Here is a 17,192-nt window from a genome sequence, read left to right as displayed (position 1 = left end):
GCAGAGACAGACAGGGAATCATGGCCGACCGACTGACGATCATGGCTGTACACGCCCATCCGGACGACGAAGTTATCAGCACGGGTGGGGTCTTCGCGCGGTACGCGGCCGAAGGGATCCGGACGGTCCTGGTGACCTGTACCAACGGTGAGCAGGGTGACGCGCCCGGCGGGATCAAACCCGGACAACCGGGTCATGACGCGAATGCCGTACGGGAACAACGACTTTCCGAACTTCGTGAGTCGACGGCACTGCTCGGCATCGAGCACGTAGAACTGCTCGGCTATCGCGATTCCGGGATGGACGGCTGGGACGGCAACCAGGACCCCGAAGCCTTCCGGAACGTTCCGGTCGGTGATGCGGCCGCACGGCTGGCCGACCTCATGCGGTACTACCGTCCCCAGGTGGTCGTCACCTATGACGAAAATGGCAACTACGGCCATCCCGATCATATCCAGGCCAACCGCATCGCGCTTGCCGCGGCTGCGGCAAGCGATATCCCGGACAAGCTCTATTACACCGCGATTCCGCGCGAGAGCACCCTCGAGGTATTCGCGGCTCTCCGGGCGCAGGGTGCTGTCGATTTCGAGCCGCCGGAGGACTTCGGTACGCCGATGGATCAGATCACCGCGGTCGTGGACGTGGCCGCCCATGCCCAACTCAAGGTCAAGGCGCTGGAGGCTCACGGCAGCCAGGGCGACAGTGTGCCGTTCCTGCGGATGCCCTCCGATCTGCGGCAAACGATCTTCGGCACGGAAACCTTCATCCGTCATTTCAACCGTGTCACGGCCGCACCGGCACAGGAAACCGACCTCTTCGCCGGACTTCGCTGACCCTCACCACACCCCATAACGGCGGTGCCGACTGCCGTAATGCGCGGTAGATGGAATGTCGCGGAGTTCAAGCTCGTGAGCGACCCGCCTGCATCGAACGGAATGATTCGAAGCTGAAGCTCCGGCGCCACGGGCGGCGTTTTACGGGGGAGGAATATTGGTGGCTGCCGTGGTGGCTAATGTTTGTGGCGGCCTGGTATCTGCGGTGAATTTGGCTGTCTCGGGGAACAGTTGGTCGAGGTGGTAACGCAGTACCGCGTGGGCTTCGTCCGGTGTGCGTTGCCCTGCCAACAGACTGGTGCCGAGACCGTTGGTGAGCGCGACAAGTCGGGTTGCCTCGAGAGCGGGGTCTACGCCGGCCGCCAGGCTCTTTTGGGTGTCAGTGCGGGTGAGGGCGTCGTTCAATCGTTGCTCGAGTCGGTCGACGCCGCTGATGAACGGTTGTTCGGCGAGTTGCGGGTCGGTCATTGCGAGGACCGCATAGGAGGTGCCCACGAGGTGGAAGACGCGGCTGGCGTCGTCGGTGGGCAGCGCTTCGAAGAGGAATGCTTCTATGACCGCCCGTGCAGGCGGCGGTTCTGGCAGCCCCGCCAGGCGCTGCGCCCAGCGCTGGTGGCTTTGTTGTTCCAGGTGCTGTAACGCACCGATCAGCAGCTGTTCTTTGCTTTCGAAGTAGTACTGCACCAAACGAAGTGATACGTCGGCCGCCGCGGCGACCGATCGCATGGTCACCGCGTGCAGGCCGTCGCGAGCGGCTACCCGGACCAGGGCGTCGGCGATCTGTGCGCGCCGCGCGGCATGGTCGGCAGTCCTTGGCAACCGGGGCTCCTTTCGATCCTTTGCTTGAACTCTACCTGTGATACAAAGGTATAAGGTACATGTGTATCAAATGGAGGTGGGCGTGACGCAGCGTGCGGTTTCCGAACAGGTAGACGCCGGTCATGGTGGAGCTGCGTCGGCAATTGTGCTGGCGGTGGCGTGTGCCTCGCAGTTCATGGTGGTGCTCGACATCTCGGTGGTAAACGTTGCTCTGCCATCGATTCGCGACGCATTGGGTTTCGACGAAGCCGGTCAGCAGTGGGTGGTCAACGCTTATGCGCTGACGTTCGCCGGGCTCCTGTTGCTGGGTGGGCGGCTGGCCGACTGGTATGGTCGTCGTAAAATCTTCGTGACTGGGCTCGCGCTGTTCGCCGGCGCGAGCCTTGCTGGTGGGCTGGCGAATTCGGCGACGTTGCTGGTCGTGGCTCGTGCGGTCCAAGGGCTGGGTGCAGCTGTACTCGCACCGGCGACGTTGACGATTCTGACGGCGACTTTTGCTGAGGGGCCTGCTCGGACGAGGGCGTTGGCGACGTGGACTGCGGTCGGCATTGCCGGGGGCACGGCGGGCAATCTTGTCGGTGGTGTATTGACCGAGTACTTGTCGTGGCGGGCGACGCTATTGATCAATGTGCCGATCGGCGCGGCCGCGATCCTGCTGACCATGCGATACGTGCATGGTGACCGTCCGGGGCCGCAGCGCCCGCGCCTGGACGTGACCGGGGCGGTGCTGGCGACTGCTGGGTTGGGCGTGCTGGCATTCGGGATTGCCGAAGCGGCCAACTCGGGATGGTCCTCGAGTTCGACCATTGCCGGCGTCGTTGTCGGCACTGTTCTGCTGGCCGCATTCGTGGTGGTCGAGGCCAGGTGGGCGGCGATGCCACTGATTCCCTTGGGACTGTTCACGATTCGTTCGGTCTCGGTGGGCAACGTGACGATGTTGCTGGCCGGGGCGTGTCTGAATCCGATGTGGTTCTTCCTCACGCTCTCGATGCAGAACGTGCTCGGTTACAGCCCTGTCGAGACCGGTTTGGCATTTATCCCGCACACGGTGGTGGCGATCGTGATCGGCACCCGTGTGACGCCATGGCTGATGCGCTACGCCGACGGGCGGGTAATCATCGCGGCCGGTTCGCTACTGGCGGCGGTAGGTTTCTGGTGGCAGGCTCAGCTGTCGGTCGACAGTGGCTACCTCGCAGGGATTTTCGGCCCCGCGGTGGTGTTCAGCATCGGCAGCGGACTGCTGAACACACCGATCACCACGGCGGTCACGTCCGGTGTGGCGACCGCTGACGCAGGCGCGGCTTCGGGACTGATGAACACCACGAAACAGATTGGCGGTGCGTTGGGATTGGCTGCGTTGGTGACTGTCGCCGCGACGAACGACACGGGTCCGGTCGCGCTGATCGGCGCCTACGATCGAGCCTTCTACGTGATCGCCGTGATCATGGTGGCCGTTGCGATCGTTGCACTGGCATTGCCCGCTCGACGGGATTGAGGGTGAGACCTATTCCTGGACCACATCCCCGATCGTGTGCTGGACAGGGGGTTACCGGCGCGCGGAAGCCAAGTCGTCACGTTGAACGCGGCGATGACGAATCAACAAACGGCCGTCGCGGTGGACGATCTCGTCGTCGCAGGTGCACAGAAACTCGACGGCAGTGGGCCCGCCTGGCGGCGTACGCACGATGATCGCGTAACTACTGGCGAGGATGACACCGTCGGATCCCAGCCGAATATCGAGAGTGGTCAAGCAGTGTCGTCGCAAGATGTTGTCGGTGAGCAGTTTTTCGGCGGCACCGCCGGCTCCGTCGGCGATGGCGGCGCGGCCGATTTGGGGCTCCGGCCGTGCGTTGGTCTGCTGCAGAACAACGTGCTCGACCGACAGCGTTGGGACACCCGCGACGAACTACGGATCGCGATCGTGTCCTGGATCGAACGCACCTATCACCGTCCGACGCCGTCAATCCCGACTCAGCCGGTTGACCCATCGAATTCGAAGCCATCGCGACCGAAGAGCCGGTCACCGCGTTCGACACGACTATCGTGCGACGTCGTCCGAGCAGTGCGATGTTTCTGATCGGTGTTGCTCAGCGGCTATCTTGCCGTCGCGAGCGGCCACCAAGGTGGACAACGCTTGCGGTATGAGCAGCACCGCCAAGGCAGCCATCGCGATCTTCCATGATCCGGTCACGTCGTGAAGGCCACCGATGGCGATCGGACCCATCGCGGCGACGGTGTATCCGATGGATTGCGACATGCCCGAAACCTGTGTGGTGACCGTTGCTGTCGGGCTGCGCAGCACCATGAACAGCAGGGACAAGCCGATGGCCGCGCCCGGCCAGTACATGATGAGGATCGCCCAGAGCGCGGGAAACCGGTCCGTGCAGACCAGTCCGAGGAAACCCACCGCGCACACCGCGATCGAGAGCAGCGTGATGGCGCGTTGGCCACGGTATCGTCCCGCGACAACCGGAATCACGAGCGAGGCGGTCAATGCGACGACCTGCCCCGTCGCCAAGACCGTTCCCGCTTCGGCGGCGGAACTGCCGTGTGCGATCAGGTACTGGGGCAACCACGCGCTGAAGGTGAAGAAGATCATCGATTGGGTGCCCATGAATACGGTGATCGCCCAGGCGATTCGGTTGCGCCACACCGACGAAACCGCTGCGACCGTGGTCTCCAGATGGACGCGTCGCAGCTGGGGGATCCAGACCAGCAGCGCGAGTACGGCGGGCACCGCGCAGGTTCCGAGCGTGAGGCGCCAGTTCCCGTCGAAATGGTCATTGATCGGTGCGACCAGGCCGGCGGCGACGGCGGCGCCACCGGAAAGTGTCATGGAGTACAGGCCGGTCATCAGCCCGGATCGGTGCGCGAAGTCGCGTTTGATCAGAGAGGGAAGCACAACGTTGTGCACGCCGATGGCAGCCCCGATGAGCGCCGAACCGAGGAACAGGGTGCCGACGCCCGGCAGACAACGCAGGATGGTCGCCACCACGAGCACCGCCGAACAGGCGAAGATCGTTTTCTCCATCCCGTACCGCGTCGCCAACCGAGGTCCCAGCGGAGCCGCGAGGCCGAACAGGAGAACGGGCAGCGTCGTGAGCAACCCGGCACCCGCGTTGCTGAATCCGGTATCGCGCGTGATGTCGCCGATGAGCGGTGCGACCGACACCACTGCGGGACGGAGATTCGCGGCGACCAACATGATCCCGATGGCGGTGAGGATGGTCCAGAGGCGACCGTTGTCCGAACGATCGGTATCACCGGTGCTCGGCACGCAATCGATGTTGTCGCGCACACCGCCGGTCAACGATTGCTCGATTCGGTGTCTACCCGGGGGAGCCGTGCTACGTTCTCGCGGCCATTCGCTGGGAGTAAAATATCTGTGCCACAGTGTTTTTCGAGTTCGATAGGGGTGGAGGCTTCCCCGTGACGAGCGGTTGGCGAAACGGTACTGGCTAACACCCAGGAATACTACGTCAGCCGTGAAAATGTCTGATAAATGGTGTTGGGTAGTGGACGATTCACGATCCCGTCCTTGCCGCCAGCACCGCGTGTCCTGCCCGACGTGTGGCGCCGAACGACCCCGCTCCCGGACGCGGCGCCGCCGAAAGCAGCACGCCGTCGTAGCGAGCCATCAGTTCCTCGACTACCTCGTCGGCGTCGTCTCGGTCGGTGAGGGTGTCCGGCATGGCTGTTCGAGGGCTGACTTGTACCGATGGCTTTCGCGTGTGCCCGCCGTGGATACCTGTGGACACGCCGGCGGTGGTGGGCCATGGCGAGGAGCAAGCGTCGCGGGGTGCGGGACCGTTCATTTCTTGACTGACGTCCAAGAAGTCTCCTACTGTAGCCGTGACCACTTCTTGGACGGCAGTCAAGAAGTGTGGGGATCGCGGAGCTGGAAGGGAACGAGTCGTGGAGATCAGTGAGTCGGCCGATCTGGGTGCGGAAGTTGCCGCGGTGCAGCGGCGTGATGTGCGGTTCACCTCGGGTGGTGACGAGTGCGCGGCGTGGTTGTATACCGTGCAGGGGGAGAACGGGCCTCGTCCGGTGGTGATCATGGGGCACGGGTTGGGGGCGGTGCGTGAGATGCGGCTGGACGCGTTCGCCGAACGGTTCGCGGCTCTCGGTTGGTCGGTGTTGGTGTTCGACTACCGTCATCTCGGGGCGAGCGGCGGACAACCGCGCCAGCTTCTCGATATCGGTAAGCAACTCGAGGACTGGCGTGCCGCGCTGACATTCGCGCGCACCTTGCCCGAAGTCGATGTCGAGCGGATCGCGTTGTGGGGCAGTTCGTTCGGTGGTGGGCATGTCTTGCGGGCCGGGGCCGACGATCAACGGGTCGCCGCGGTCGTGGCGCAGTGTCCTTTCACCGACGGCCCGGCGTCCATGATCTCGCGATTTCGGGTCGGACCGCTGAGCGCCGCGGTGCTGACGGTGGCGGGTCTGCTGGACACCGTCGCTTCCTGGTTCGGCGCGAAACCGATCCTCGTCCCGATGGCCGGGGCGTCGTGGATGCCCGCGTTCGTGGCTTCGGCGGACGCGGTCGCGGGCTCGTCGGCATTGCTGCCACCGGGTACCCGCATCTCGCGACGCACCAGTTCATACCTGCGACGGTTGCGTTCGCTCAGCGCGCAGGTATCGAAGAACATCGAGTTGACCGACTGCGAGGGTGCGCCCGAACCGGTCACCACGGTGGGCCGTGACTCGGTGTGGGGAGTGTTGCGCGGCCCGCACAACGAATTCGCCGCCGCCAACGCCTTGGCCGCGCGCTTGGCATTGCGGCTGCCGCTGTATCGCCCCGGTCGTACCATGGCGGGCTCCGGCATTCCGACGCTGCTGTGCGTGTGCGACAACGACGTTGCCGCTCCCGCGAAAACCACCAAGCGACGCGCCGAGGGGCTCGCTCACGTCCAGGTGCGAAGCTATCCCTGTGACCACTTCGACATTTATCTCGGCACTCACTTCGAGAACACTGTTCGTGACCAGATCGATTTCCTGACAAAACAATTCGCCGTCGGCGCGGGCTAGCGCCGCGCTGCGCGTAGCCGCCCGCGGTAGCCGATCAGTGGGCGGCTACCGCGAGCCCGCGCGCGCTGTGGAACAGTGTTTCCATCACCGCCCGCTTGCGCGCGTCGTCGACCGGGTGCATCAGCATGCCCTCGATCACGAACACGCCGATCGAGGTCATCGCGTCCAATTCGTCGTTGGGAACCCCGATTTCGGCCAGTTCGGCACGGAACAGCCCTTCGGTCGACGCGTGGAATTGTTCGTGCCAGTCCCGCACGGCGTCGGATTCCTTCGCTCGGGCGTGCACGGTGGTCACCAGTCGGCTCAGATGCTCCAATTCGGTGACGACCCACACCAGCCGGTCGACCATCCCGGTGTCGATCACCTCACCGTAGCGGGCCATCGAATCGGCGAGTACCTCTTCCAGCACCGCGATCAATACCGCGTCCTTGTCTCGGAAATACCAGTACAGCGTGTTCGAGACCACCCCGGCATCCCCGGCGATCCTGGTCATCGATGCCGCGTCGTATCCCTGCTCGGTGAACAAACGTCGGGCGGCGGCAACGATCTCGGCTCGTTTCTCCTCCCGATCTCGAGGGCGTCTGTTTCGAGGCATCACCAATCCTGATTCATCGTCTGTGCTGACCAGCCTATCTTGGGTGATCCCCAAGAAGGTTCGTCGCACGGTGGTGCCGAATCAAGACGCCCCGTATTGCCGGTTCGGCGGTGTTGTCTCGGTCAGCCGATCGGCAGCGAGCTGAGGATCGGGAGGAACCCCCAGTCCATGATGCGCGAGGCGTCGGCGGTCGCGGCTCCCAGGTCGTTGGGGGAGCTGTTGAGGACCACGCCGATCAATCGTTGTCCGCCACGGGTGGCTTCGAACAGTAGGCAGGTCCCGGCGGCGTCGGTGGATCCGGTCTTGATGCCGGTGGCGCCGGGGTATTCGCCGAGGAGGCCGTTGGTGCTCTCCCAGACGTGGTGCCGATTGGCGGGCCCAGCGGGCTGGTGGTGGATCGGGGATTGCGCGATGTCACGGAAGATCGGGTTGGTCATCGCGTGTCGGCCGAGTTTCAACAGGTCGGCGGGGGTGGAGTAGGTGGAATAGTCGTCGGGGACGGGGAGGCCGCTGGGGTCGCTGAAATACGTGTTCGACATGCCGAGGCGTTGCGCGGTGGCGTTCATCTTGGCGAGGAAGCCGTCTTGGCCGGGTCCGTAGGCCTCGGCGAGTGCGTAGGCGGCGTCGCAGGCCGAGGGCAGCATCAATGCGTAGAGCAGTTGGCGGGCGGTGAGCACTTCGCCGGGAGCGAGACCCGCGGTACTTCCGCCGTGGGTGGCCGCGTAGTCGACGGCGCTGTGCGACACCGTGATCGGTCGATCGAGGTCACCCGATTCGAGGACGACCACCGCGGTCATGACCTTGGTGATACTGGCGATCGGGACGCGGGCATCCTGCTGTCGCGACCACACGATCAGCCCGGTATTGGCTTCGGCCAGTGCGGCTGCGGGCGCCCGCACGTCGTCCGGTTGCAGACTCAGCGGAAACGGTGCCTGGGGTGCGGCTGCGGCGACAGGGGTGCAGACGACGAGTATTCCGGTGAGGGTTGCCAGCACGCTGCGGGCATAGGTTCGCATCGGCATATTCTGTCGGCCGAATTCGTCGTTTGGTGGGATTTGCGGTGGTCAGAGGGTTTCTGCGGCGCGGCGAATGATCATCGGGCCGAGCTGCCCGCTTGTTCGAGCCGAAGAGCCGGTGGTGACTTGCTGGTCAGTCGAAGACCTCGGCGTAGAGGGCCTCGATTTGCGCGGCCGTCGGCACGACCGGGTTGTTGGCGGGCGATCCCGAATCGAGTGCCTGACGGGCCATGAGCGGGGTCAGTGCGTCCCACCGTGCACGGTCGATGCCGAATACGCTCGGAGTCGGCACTTTCAGGTCGCGGCACAGCTCGGACAATGCGTCGACCAACGATTGTGCTGCGTCGGAGTCGGCGGTCGACACGGTGGCCGCACCGAACGCGCGGGCGCAGTCGGCGTACCGAATTTCGTTGCCCGGCACCGAGAAAGTGGTGATGGCTGGCAGCAGCATCGCGTTCGACAAGCCGTGCGCGACGTGGAAGTGCGCGCCGATCGGTCTGCTCATGCCGTGCACGAGCGCGACGCTGGAGTTGGAGAACGCCATCCCGGCCTGGGTGGCGGCGGTCATCATCGCATTGCGGGCGACGGTATCGGTGCCGTCGGCGTACGCGGTGCGCAGTTGCTGACCGATGGTGCGAATCGCGGCGAGGGCGAGGCCGTCGGAAAGGGGATTGGCCTTCTTGCTCACGTAGGCTTCGATCGCATGCGTGAGCGCGTCGATCCCGGTGTCGGCGGTGAGCCTCGGCGGCATCGTCACGGTCAGTTCGTAGTCGATGACGGTAGCGATCGGCAGAAATGAGAGCCCGATACACAGCATCTTCTCGTCCGATGCGCTGTCGCTGATAATCGTGAACTGCGTTGCCTCGGAACCACTTCCGGCGGTCGTGGGAATGGCGATAATCGGCAGTGCCGGTCCGGTGTACACGCGCGGCGCCTTGTAGTCGCGCATGTGGCCACCCTGGATGGACAACACGGCGAGCGCTTTGGCGGTGTCGATGGGGCTGCCGCCACCGAAGCCGATCACCGAGTCGGCGCGGTGCTCGGACACGGCACGTAGACCGGGCGTCAGTGAATCGGTGGTGGGGTCGGGGACGGTGTCATCGAACACCGCGGGGTCCTTGCCTGCCGCGCGCAGGATTTCGAGTACCCGATCCACCACACCGGTCGAGGTCAGGTATTTGTCGGTGACCAGTAGTGGGCGTCGCACGCCCAACTGGTCGATGACGCCGCCGATGTCTTCGATGGCCCCCGCACCGATGCGGGTGAAGCGGGGGAGTGCTACCTGAGTACTCATCGTGGAATCCTTCATTGTGCCGCGCGTAGCCGGGTTCGGCGCCGCCGTGGCGGGTCGAGTCGGCCCTTTTCGGTGAGCTGTGCTCGGTCGGGCGGCGGAATCGACCCGTGGCAGCGCGTCGAGCGAGGGTAACGGGTGGCGGCAGATCCCGTGTGCGTCTTCGGGGCAGACACCGAACATGCGCGGCAGGTCTTCGGTCGCTCGTCGCGCTGAACGAGACAGGACCCCAGCGGACGGGTGATTCCTCGGTCAACCGATCCGGCCTCGTCCCGATGTGAAATACACTGCGGCCTACCGTGATTGCTCAGGTAGATCCGTCAATATCGGCGGACGGTGCGGGCGGCGTCTCGGTGGGTTCGTCGGCTGCGGCAGCGCCGTGTCGCTGTTGTGCGGCCAGCTTCGTTCGCTCTGATCGAGGATCGCGGGGGCGCAGCGGGAACAGCATGCGGCTCAGTAGCCGGTCGTGCAGGATCAGGGTGTGGGCCAGGACAGCGCACATGTGGGCGACGAAGACCGCGAGCAGAGCGAAGGCGAGCACCGCGTGTAGCTCGCGCAGGACGTGGTAAAGGTACGCGTTCGTCGGGGTGATGGCGGGCAGGCGTAGGCCGCCGAACACGTGAATCGGTATGCCGGAGGCGGAGACCAGTGCCCAGCCGACGATCGGTTGGGTGACGAAGAGCACGTACATCAGGAATTCGGAGGCGGTGGCCACGATGCGTTCCGGTTTCGCGATCGACGCGGGCGGTGGGGGTGGCGAGCGGCGCAATCGGTTGCCGATGCGAATGAGGGCGAGCACCAGGATCGCGATGCCGACGGACTCGTGCAGTAGCAACGCACGCGGGTAATTGCCGAGCGCACCGACCAGGGTCGCGCCGAGGAACAGCATGAATACGACCAGTACGGCCATCGTCCAGTGCAGCAGGCGGGCCACCACCCCGAAACGGGGGACGGGCGAGGTTGCGGGCTCGGTCACGGAAGTCGTTGTGGCGGTCATGCCGCGCCGCCCGCTTCGATCGCGCCGCGCCCGTCACCCTCACCCGAACGGCGACGGAACGATTCGGCGTACGCGGCCGAGCGCGCCGCGAGCAAAGGGTCGTCCGATGGCGCGATGCCGTCGGGAAGTACCAGTGGATCGAAATTGGTCTCACGAACGGAATCCGCTGTTGCCGTAGCGATTCCGGTCAACACGAGAGTACCGACCGTGACCGTTCGCCGGGAGTCCGGCCAGGCCACGGTGGCGTCGTCGGTGCGGTCGGTTCCCGGCACGCCCACGACGATGGTCAGTGCCCAGCGGCAGGGTGCTGCTCGGATATCCATTTTCAGTTGGTCGAATAAATAGTCGGGTCCGCGACCAGGTGCCGGTGTCGCGGTGGTTTCCGGGATCAAGGTCCACCGGACCGGAATGGTGCGACCCGTGGTATCGGTGAACTCGAACGCGTTCAAACCGCGGAAGGTCGACGACGCGAAAGTTGGTGCTACAGGCTCCGTTTTCGTGATCGCCATCGCGGCGGCGGTACGTGGGTGAGTTGCGAGGTAGTGCGATTTTCGGTCGGCATCCGGTTTACCTGTGGCAGGATCCGCGGCGAAGGCCAGCATTCTGTCGTAGAAATCCTGCGGGGTGGGGTCGAGGAAAACCGGCAGATTGATAGTCGCCAGTCGCCACTGTTCGCTGTTTGGCAGATCGATGCGGAGGGCGAGGCCACGGACTACGCTCGAATCGTCTGCCACGTGCGGGTTTCCACCCGACAGCGAGAATCGCCCGCGCACCGGATATCGCCCCGGCTCGAATACGGATGCTCGGGATAATTCGGTACCCGTCCCATTGCTCTCGAAATATCCTTCGATCGCAAGGCCTTTGGCGTGATTGCGGCGAAAACCTGGAAAAACCCCAGCCGTGTTCTGGAACCGGTCGATAATCGCCCGAGCGGTGAGCCGGTGCGGCCCGATCCTGTTCTCGGTGGCGAGAAAACCACCGACGCCGAGCGCTCCCACACCGCCGATCGCCAGTGCACTGAATATCGTGCGCCTGTTCAGCGTCACTTTCCCGTCATCGGGCATGCGGAGTCCTCTGTCTACGGGAACGACAACGGCGTCTCGTACCCGGTGAAATCAGTAGAATGGTGGCCGAATCTCTTTCGTCCACAACCTTATGTCGAGATGTCGGCTCGAGTGACGCCCGAATTGTGACGGATCAGTGACGCTCGGAGGTACCCGACTACGCGTCGCACGCGAATAGACGAATATCCAGCAACGCTCTGCGGTTCGAGGACCTCGCTGTGATGGGACGCGGCGCGATCCAGGCCGCGCTGGTGATGATCGGTGGTTCGGCGGCTATGGCGGTGGCCTCGGGGTCCGGTCGGCCCGTCGTCACACGGTTCGGGCGCGCGACCGTGGTCTGCGCGTTGATGGTGCGGTGCGGTGTGGTGGCCGGGTACCTTCTCGCGTTCGAAATTGTCCCTTGGCCTGTGGTTTTCGGCGTGGTAGCAGCGCTGTCGGTGGTCTCGGGGACCGCGAGCGGGTTCGTGGACGCGCCGAACCGGGCGATGACATTGGAATACGTGCTGAACGGGGCGAATGGCGTGGCGGCCGGGTTTCCGTAACTGGCGCAGCGACTTTCGGCGACGGTCGCGTTGACGGGTGTCTCCGGGTCGTATCTCGCGGCCTCCGATTCGGGAACCGGACGAACCGACCACGCGCTCGCCGCGGCACTTCCGGTCCGCCTCGTCATGGTGGTGCTCTCGCTGATCTTCGCGATAGCGGACCTGCGACGGCGTGCCGTTGGATGATGGTCGGTCGTGTCACGGATGTGTCCGGCTCGTCGACGAGTGGCACGGCGGCCTGCCGCGACCTGCGGAACCGCACAGGTCGCACGCCAGGCAGGGGGCGGGTCGGGGGCTCTGGATCGCCGCACGTGCTGTCGGTGTTCGGTAGAGTGGGCGGCCCATGGCCGACCGTGAAGTGATTGGGGGAGTGCGGAATTGTCGTTGGTACGGGATCAAGGGGAATTCGATCGTGACCGGGGGGTGGTGCCCGGTGTGACGGTGACGGGGCAGGGCCTCACGACCTGGACCATCGAACCACCGCCCGCGTTGTTCGTCGACCGGGATCAGGTGCTGGCGATGGTCCGCGCGGCCGCCGAAAACGTGCGGAACACACCGGCGACCGTAGCTCTGTACGGGCTGTCCGGGATCGGCAAGACGATGCTGATGCGTCGGATCGCCACCGACCTACGCGAGCAGTTCGATATCGGACTCTCGATCGATTTCCAGTCCTCGCGCCACGGTGGTGCGGTGCCTTTGGATGACGTGCTCGCCGGTGTGCTGAGCGATCTTGGGGTCGAAAAACGCTGGATACCAGACGATTTGGCTGGCAAAGCACGCAGATTCCGGGCGGTGACCGAGGGTAAGCGCGTCCTGCTGCTGCTCGACGGCGTCTCCGATGCGGGGCAGGTCTCGATATTGCTGCCCAATTCGCCGCACGCGCTGGTCATTGCGGTGAGTGAGACTGCGCTGACGGAATTGGGCGACGACGGGGCAATCGTGCATCGGGTCCTGGGCTTGGCCGCCGAGTACGGTGCGGAGCTGCTCACACGGTTGGGTGTCGAGCAGGCGGCCACGCACCCTGATCTGGTTTGGCGTTTGGTGGCGTTGGTCGACGGCTCGCCGGGCATCATCCGTATCCTCGCAGGCCATCTGCGGTCGGGGCGCGGTCCTTCGCTGGAGGAGCTGGTCGAGAATCTCGACAGCCGCACGTCATTCGCGGCCTCGACGGAGTCGTTGAGGTTGCTGGACCGAGAGTTGATCGGCTTGTTCGCCGATGTCTACGACCGGTTGCCGCCCGAGGCGGCGGTGCTGTATCGCGTACTGGGGCAGCTGCCGGGGCGCATGATGTCGGAGCGGATCATCGCGGCGGCTCTGGACCTGACGATCCGCGAAATCGCGCAGTCACGAGAGACTTTGGTCGGCGAGCACCTCCTGGAGCAGTTGGGCGACGAGTTCGGGATGCTGGATCTGGTGCGGCGGCACGCTCGGCTCGTCGCGGCGCGGGAAGCTGATCCGACGGAGTTGGACCGTGCGGTCGTGCGGGCGATGAACGCGTGGCTGCAGGACGCGATCGCGGGCGACTTCGCTCTCGGCAAGGAGCGGTTTCGGGTCGGTGACGTGCGGCCTTCCCCACAGGCGCGTGCATTCGGCTCGCCGGCGGCGGCCATGGCATGGTTCGTTGGCAAGCACGACGATTTGCTCGCGGTGCTGCGTCAGGCGGCTGCGCAGGAGCAACATTCGCTGGTGTGGAAGCTGTTCCAGGCGATGTGGCCGTTCTACAGCACCCACCCGCGTCGGCAAGCGCAGCGGGAAGCGGCCGATCTCGCCGTGGCGGCAGCTGTCGCGGACGGAGATCGAGCGGCCGAGGCGCGGATGTTGTGTCTGCGGGCGCGGGCTTTCTGGGAGTCCGGTGATTTTGTGGCCGCAGAAGCGGATCTCGGCCGCGCTACGGAGTCGAGTCGAGCGGAGAACGGTCCGCTGTTCGCATCCGTCCTGGACTTCGTCGGTCAGAACAACTTCCAGCAGGGTCGCTACGACAATGCGCTCGAGTCGTTCGAACAGTCGCTCGCGATCAACGAGCGGCTCGGCGACGAGCGCGGGATCGCGTTGCAGTCGCAATTTCGTGGTCGATGCCTCGGCAAACTCGGACGTGGGACGCAGGCGCTTGTCGCCTTCGACCGTGCTGCCAGGCTGATTGTGCCATTCGACGACGCACGCACGGCGTCGCGAATCGCGTTCAGTCGGGCGAAGGTGCAGATCGCGCTCGGCCAGCGACAGGAGGCGGTGGCGAGCTTGCACGCCGCCCGCGATTTCGCGGCCGAGTTGGGGCAGAGCATGCTGCTGGCCGATCCGCTGGAATTGCTCGCCGATATCGCTTCCGGGATCGAAGCGCCGGATGTGGTGCGGGGCTACGTGGAGCAAGTGGTGCAGCTGCATCGACAGAGTGGTTCGCCGGAATTGGCGCAGTGGGAGCGGCATCTGGAGGGACTGTCGACGTAGGCGGTTGTCGCTGGACTAGGGCAGTGCGTGGAATTCGATCGTGGCCCGTTGCGAACCGGTGGTAATCAACAGGGTTGGTGAAGTATCGCCCTGAGCTTGGTTGCTCAGGTGGTAGTGGAGCGCGGAGGCGAGGACGTGCGGATCGCAGGGTGCGTCGATGGCACGGGCGCTAATCGTCCTGCCGTCGCGCAGCAGTGCGAACAGGGTGCCGTCGTCGCTGGCAGCGGCGGCGATCCGGCAACCGGGTAGTTCGCCCAAGGTTTCGGCTGCCCAGTCGTATGCCGTGTCGACGGTCATCGAGGTGTCGGCGACCACGATGGCGGCATTCTGGGCAAGCCGTTCGTCGGGTTCGTTCGACGCGACGACCAGGTGATTACCGTGCTGGTGTTCGGCGGGGTTGTCCAGTATCGCGGGATAACGACGCAGGGTGAGGGTGCGGTGCTCGCCCGAGCGGTGGTCGATCTCGACCGCGACACGGAACGCGCGCGGCACGGTACCCGGCAGTGGCTCGGGGTGCTCCGGTACCGGCACCAGCGGCGACCACGGCGGCGGCGTCAGGTTCAACAACTCGTACATCACTGTGCGCGCACGTGTTTGGGACGCGCCCCGGTGCTCGAATACCTGATCGGCGAGTCGTTCGAGCAGGGGATCGTCGACCGAGTCGATGGCATCGCGAATCTGCGGGGCGAGCGGCCGGTCGTGGGCAAGATGTGGAAGCCGTTGGCCGAGTTCGAACATCGAGGTGTTCGGTGGCACCTCGGCGGTGCCGAACGCCGCGAGCATCAGCGGTCGCAGCAGGCCGGTGCTGTACGCCGAAAGGCTGCCGTGGTCGCCGATGACACAATCCGCCGCCGCCAGCAGAGATTTCCACGGTCCGGTCGCTTCGACCAGGATCAGTCCGGCGTCGCGAGCTCGGGCAAGCCACTGTCGTATTTGCCAAGCGCCGTGGTAGGTCCAGATATTCGGGTGCAGGATCGCCGCGACGCGGAACTCGTCGTGCGGCAGCTGTGCGAGCAGGTCCGCGGGTAGCGATGGCCACTGGCCGATCGTCGAGTTCGCGCCCCAGGTCGAGGTCACCACGATGAGCGATTGCCCTCGTCGCAGCCCCAGCTGGCGGCGTAGGCGGTCGCGGTCGCGGGTCAGCGCGGTCAGCCGGTCCAGGCAGGGGTCGCCGATCACGACGGTTCGATCGAGAAGCTCGGGCGCGACGGCCGTCAGGTGCGCGCGCTGATTCTCGTGTGACAACCCGATGCGCGCCGGAACGGGAATACCGTTGTGCCACAACGCGGACGGGGCGAATCCGGACAGCGTGCGTGCGCCCGTGGCGGGGTCGGAGTGCGGCGAATACTTCTGGTATCCGGCGCCGTGCGGGGTGAGGAACAGCGGGCCGTCGAGCTCGTGCAGATCACTGTTGTCGCTGGCGGCGACGATCAGCTGAAAGCGGGTCCGCTTCGCCTCGTCCCACGAGACAATGCGCGCACCGATATTCCGAATATGTTCTGCTACACCGGAACTGAACTCCGATCCCGCATCGACGGTGAAGTACACCTCGATCCGGAGATCGCCGGCGAGTGCGGGAAGAATGTCGAGGATGCGGTCGAGAGAAGTAACCGTCCTGGTTACGGCGAGAACACGATAGCCGACATCGATGGTCGCCCAGCTGCGGCTGACTGCGGCTGACTGCGGCTGACTGCGGCTGACTGCGGCTGACTGCGGCTGACTGCGGCTGACTGCGGCTGACTGCGGCTGACTGCGGCTGACTGCGGCTGACTGTCCAATTGTACCAGCAGCGTGGGGGATTCGTGGTTCCGTCGTGGTATCCGCAGTAGGGTGTTCGGCGGTCATGGGGTGCCGTCGGCGGTCTGATCTCCGGCGCTTTCAATAGGACGGTACGCGCCGCGGATCTCCAGCTCGGCCCGGCCCGCGCGCGTGAAATCATCGATGGCACCGCGTAATTCCGTCACCGACGTCGAGTACTTCGCCTGGAATCGTCGATCGATCCCGCCCCGATGCGCGGGATCGCTGTCTTCGCGGATTTCGGCGATCAGGGTGCAGTGTGCTTCGGTGGCGATCACCAATGTCTCCACTGCGGCATTGACACGTGCGGAGCCGAGAAAAGCTACTTCTTCGGCGATCTCGAGTACGTCGTTCCGTTCCGCCGCCATGGCCTCGGGATCAGTCGGCCACACCACTGTTTTCGCCAGTGTGCGCGCTGCCTTGGCGAGGCGGCGGTAAGCCGAGAGTCGGTCCTCCCTGGACAGTCGCCGCGTCTCGGTGCGCCTGCTCAGGATCGTGAAGACCGCTCCCAGCGCAGCGGTGAACGCCGCACCACCGAGCGCGATGACACTCGACCCCCACCAGGGCGCTATAGATCCCACAAGGCCCGCAATCTACCAAACCGCGTCGGTCTCGAAGACACAGCAGTTCCCGACGAGCAGCGGTACCTACGAAAACTGCGCTCGTGCCGGAGGCGGTGGAGCGGGTCGTCGGAGCCGTCATCGAGGCCGCACAGCCGGACCTCTCGACGGTGCGTCAGCTGGTGCGCTCGGTCTGAAGCCGATC

At 64.9% G+C, this 17,192-nt stretch carries 15 protein-coding genes and 2 pseudogenes; 7 read left to right on the top strand and 10 right to left on the bottom strand.

Annotation, left to right across the window (positions count from 1 at the left end; all coding sequences use genetic code 11):
• Window positions 1-20 precede the first annotated feature (20 nt).
• Window positions 21-833 (top strand): PIG-L family deacetylase, encoded by an 813-nt coding sequence (locus ABEA50_RS15285; RefSeq protein ID WP_345496023.1) that lies wholly within the window; start codon window positions 21-23, stop codon window positions 831-833.
• A 141-nt stretch (window positions 834-974) separates the two neighbouring features.
• Here ABEA50_RS15285 and ABEA50_RS15280 read toward each other — a convergent pair whose 3' ends face one another.
• Window positions 975-1,652 (bottom strand): TetR/AcrR family transcriptional regulator, encoded by a 678-nt coding sequence (locus tag ABEA50_RS15280; RefSeq protein ID WP_345496022.1) that lies wholly within the window; start codon window positions 1,650-1,652, stop codon window positions 975-977.
• A gap of 82 nt (window positions 1,653-1,734) precedes the next feature.
• On the opposite strand from ABEA50_RS15280, the gene ABEA50_RS15275 reads away from it, so the two are divergent.
• Both ABEA50_RS15275 and ABEA50_RS15270 read left to right on the top strand, forming a co-directional pair.
• Window positions 1,735-3,147: an MFS transporter gene (locus tag ABEA50_RS15275; protein WP_345496021.1), complete on the top strand. Its 1,413-nt coding sequence runs from the start codon at window positions 1,735-1,737 to the stop codon at window positions 3,145-3,147.
• A 297-nt stretch (window positions 3,148-3,444) separates the two neighbouring features.
• Window positions 3,445-3,637 (top strand): annotated as a pseudogene (locus ABEA50_RS15270) (IS3 family transposase); the annotation flags it as partial.
• A gap of 53 nt (window positions 3,638-3,690) precedes the next feature.
• Here the strand turns inward: ABEA50_RS15270 and ABEA50_RS15265 are convergent.
• Window positions 3,691-4,857 (bottom strand): CynX/NimT family MFS transporter, encoded by a 1,167-nt coding sequence (locus ABEA50_RS15265; protein ID WP_345496580.1) that lies wholly within the window; start codon window positions 4,855-4,857, stop codon window positions 3,691-3,693.
• 319 nt (window positions 4,858-5,176) lie between these two features.
• Window positions 5,177-5,344: a hypothetical protein gene (locus ABEA50_RS15260; RefSeq protein ID WP_345496020.1), complete on the bottom strand. Its 168-nt coding sequence runs from the start codon at window positions 5,342-5,344 to the stop codon at window positions 5,177-5,179.
• Between the two features lie 223 nt (window positions 5,345-5,567).
• Between ABEA50_RS15260 and ABEA50_RS15255 the strand changes: the two genes are divergently transcribed.
• Window positions 5,568-6,683, top strand: coding sequence for an alpha/beta hydrolase (locus ABEA50_RS15255; RefSeq protein ID WP_345496019.1), 1,116 nt, complete (start codon window positions 5,568-5,570; stop codon window positions 6,681-6,683).
• Between the two features lie 34 nt (window positions 6,684-6,717).
• Here the strand turns inward: ABEA50_RS15255 and ABEA50_RS15250 are convergent, their stop codons facing one another.
• The 5 genes and pseudogenes from ABEA50_RS15250 to ABEA50_RS15230 all read right to left on the bottom strand — a co-directional run bounded on the left by ABEA50_RS15250 (window position 6,718) and on the right by ABEA50_RS15230 (window position 11,433).
• Window positions 6,718-7,278 carry a TetR/AcrR family transcriptional regulator gene (locus tag ABEA50_RS15250; protein ID WP_345496017.1) on the bottom strand — a complete coding sequence of 187 codons (561 nt, stop codon included), beginning with the start codon at window positions 7,276-7,278 and terminating at the stop codon, window positions 6,718-6,720.
• A 122-nt stretch (window positions 7,279-7,400) separates the two neighbouring features.
• Window positions 7,401-8,294 carry a D-alanyl-D-alanine carboxypeptidase family protein gene (locus tag ABEA50_RS15245; protein ID WP_345496016.1) on the bottom strand — a complete coding sequence of 298 codons (894 nt, stop codon included), beginning with the start codon at window positions 8,292-8,294 and terminating at the stop codon, window positions 7,401-7,403.
• Window positions 8,295-8,427: 133 nt separating this feature from the next.
• The gene (locus ABEA50_RS15240) at window positions 8,428-9,588 is read right to left on the bottom strand and encodes an iron-containing alcohol dehydrogenase (protein ID WP_345496015.1); all 1,161 of its coding nucleotides are present in this window, start codon (window positions 9,586-9,588) and stop codon (window positions 8,428-8,430) included.
• A 439-nt stretch (window positions 9,589-10,027) separates the two neighbouring features.
• Window positions 10,028-10,561, bottom strand: a pseudogene (locus ABEA50_RS15235) (cytochrome b); the annotation flags it as partial.
• A 17-nt stretch (window positions 10,562-10,578) separates the two neighbouring features.
• Complete coding sequence (locus ABEA50_RS15230; RefSeq protein WP_345496579.1) at window positions 10,579-11,433, bottom strand: catalase family peroxidase; 855 nt, start codon at window positions 11,431-11,433, stop codon at window positions 10,579-10,581.
• A 15-nt stretch (window positions 11,434-11,448) separates the two neighbouring features.
• On the opposite strand from ABEA50_RS15230, the gene ABEA50_RS15225 reads away from it, so the two are divergent.
• From ABEA50_RS15225 to ABEA50_RS15215, 3 genes are all read left to right on the top strand, one after another.
• Window positions 11,449-11,775, top strand: a complete 327-nt coding sequence (locus ABEA50_RS15225; RefSeq protein WP_345496630.1) for a hypothetical protein — start codon at window positions 11,449-11,451, stop codon at window positions 11,773-11,775.
• 92 nt (window positions 11,776-11,867) lie between these two features.
• The gene (locus tag ABEA50_RS15220; protein ID WP_345496014.1) at window positions 11,868-12,188 is read left to right on the top strand and encodes a hypothetical protein; all 321 of its coding nucleotides are present in this window, start codon (window positions 11,868-11,870) and stop codon (window positions 12,186-12,188) included.
• A 435-nt stretch (window positions 12,189-12,623) separates the two neighbouring features.
• A complete protein-coding gene (locus ABEA50_RS15215; protein ID WP_345496013.1) occupies window positions 12,624-14,630 on the top strand; it encodes an NB-ARC domain-containing protein in 2,007 nt (668 codons plus the stop codon).
• A 15-nt stretch (window positions 14,631-14,645) separates the two neighbouring features.
• On the opposite strand, the gene ABEA50_RS15210 is transcribed toward ABEA50_RS15215, so the two are convergent.
• Together ABEA50_RS15210 and ABEA50_RS15205 are read right to left on the bottom strand one after the other, a co-directional pair.
• A complete protein-coding gene (locus tag ABEA50_RS15210) occupies window positions 14,646-16,178 on the bottom strand; it encodes a hypothetical protein (RefSeq protein ID WP_345496012.1) in 1,533 nt (510 codons plus the stop codon).
• A gap of 293 nt (window positions 16,179-16,471) precedes the next feature.
• Entirely contained in the window at window positions 16,472-17,008 is a 537-nt protein-coding gene (locus tag ABEA50_RS15205; RefSeq protein WP_345496011.1) for a hypothetical protein, read from the bottom strand.
• Window positions 17,009-17,192 lie beyond the last annotated feature (184 nt).

The sequence above is a fragment of the Nocardia callitridis genome, assembly GCF_039543305.1.
GTDB lineage: Bacteria > Actinomycetota > Actinomycetes > Mycobacteriales > Mycobacteriaceae > Nocardia > Nocardia callitridis.
Note: the sequence above shows the minus strand (reverse complement) of the source record. Positions and strands in the feature narration are given on the sequence as shown.

Bases quoted from the DNA above. Each gene is read 5' to 3' on its own strand.
- ABEA50_RS15240 (WP_345496015.1), bottom strand. From the start codon at position 9,588: ATGAGTACTCAGGTAGCACTCCCCCGCTTCACCCGCATCGGTGCGGGG.
- ABEA50_RS15245 (WP_345496016.1), bottom strand. From the start codon at position 8,294: ATGCGAACCTATGCCCGCAGCGTGCTGGCAACCCTCACCGGAATACTC.
- ABEA50_RS15220 (WP_345496014.1), top strand. From the start codon at position 11,868: ATGGGACGCGGCGCGATCCAGGCCGCGCTGGTGATGATCGGTGGTTCG.
- ABEA50_RS15260 (WP_345496020.1), bottom strand. From the start codon at position 5,344: ATGCCGGACACCCTCACCGACCGAGACGACGCCGACGAGGTAGTCGAG.
- ABEA50_RS15265 (WP_345496580.1), bottom strand. From the start codon at position 4,857: ATGTTGGTCGCCGCGAATCTCCGTCCCGCAGTGGTGTCGGTCGCACCG.
- ABEA50_RS15285 (WP_345496023.1), top strand. From the start codon at position 21: ATGGCCGACCGACTGACGATCATGGCTGTACACGCCCATCCGGACGAC.
- ABEA50_RS15250 (WP_345496017.1), bottom strand. From the start codon at position 7,278: ATGCCTCGAAACAGACGCCCTCGAGATCGGGAGGAGAAACGAGCCGAG.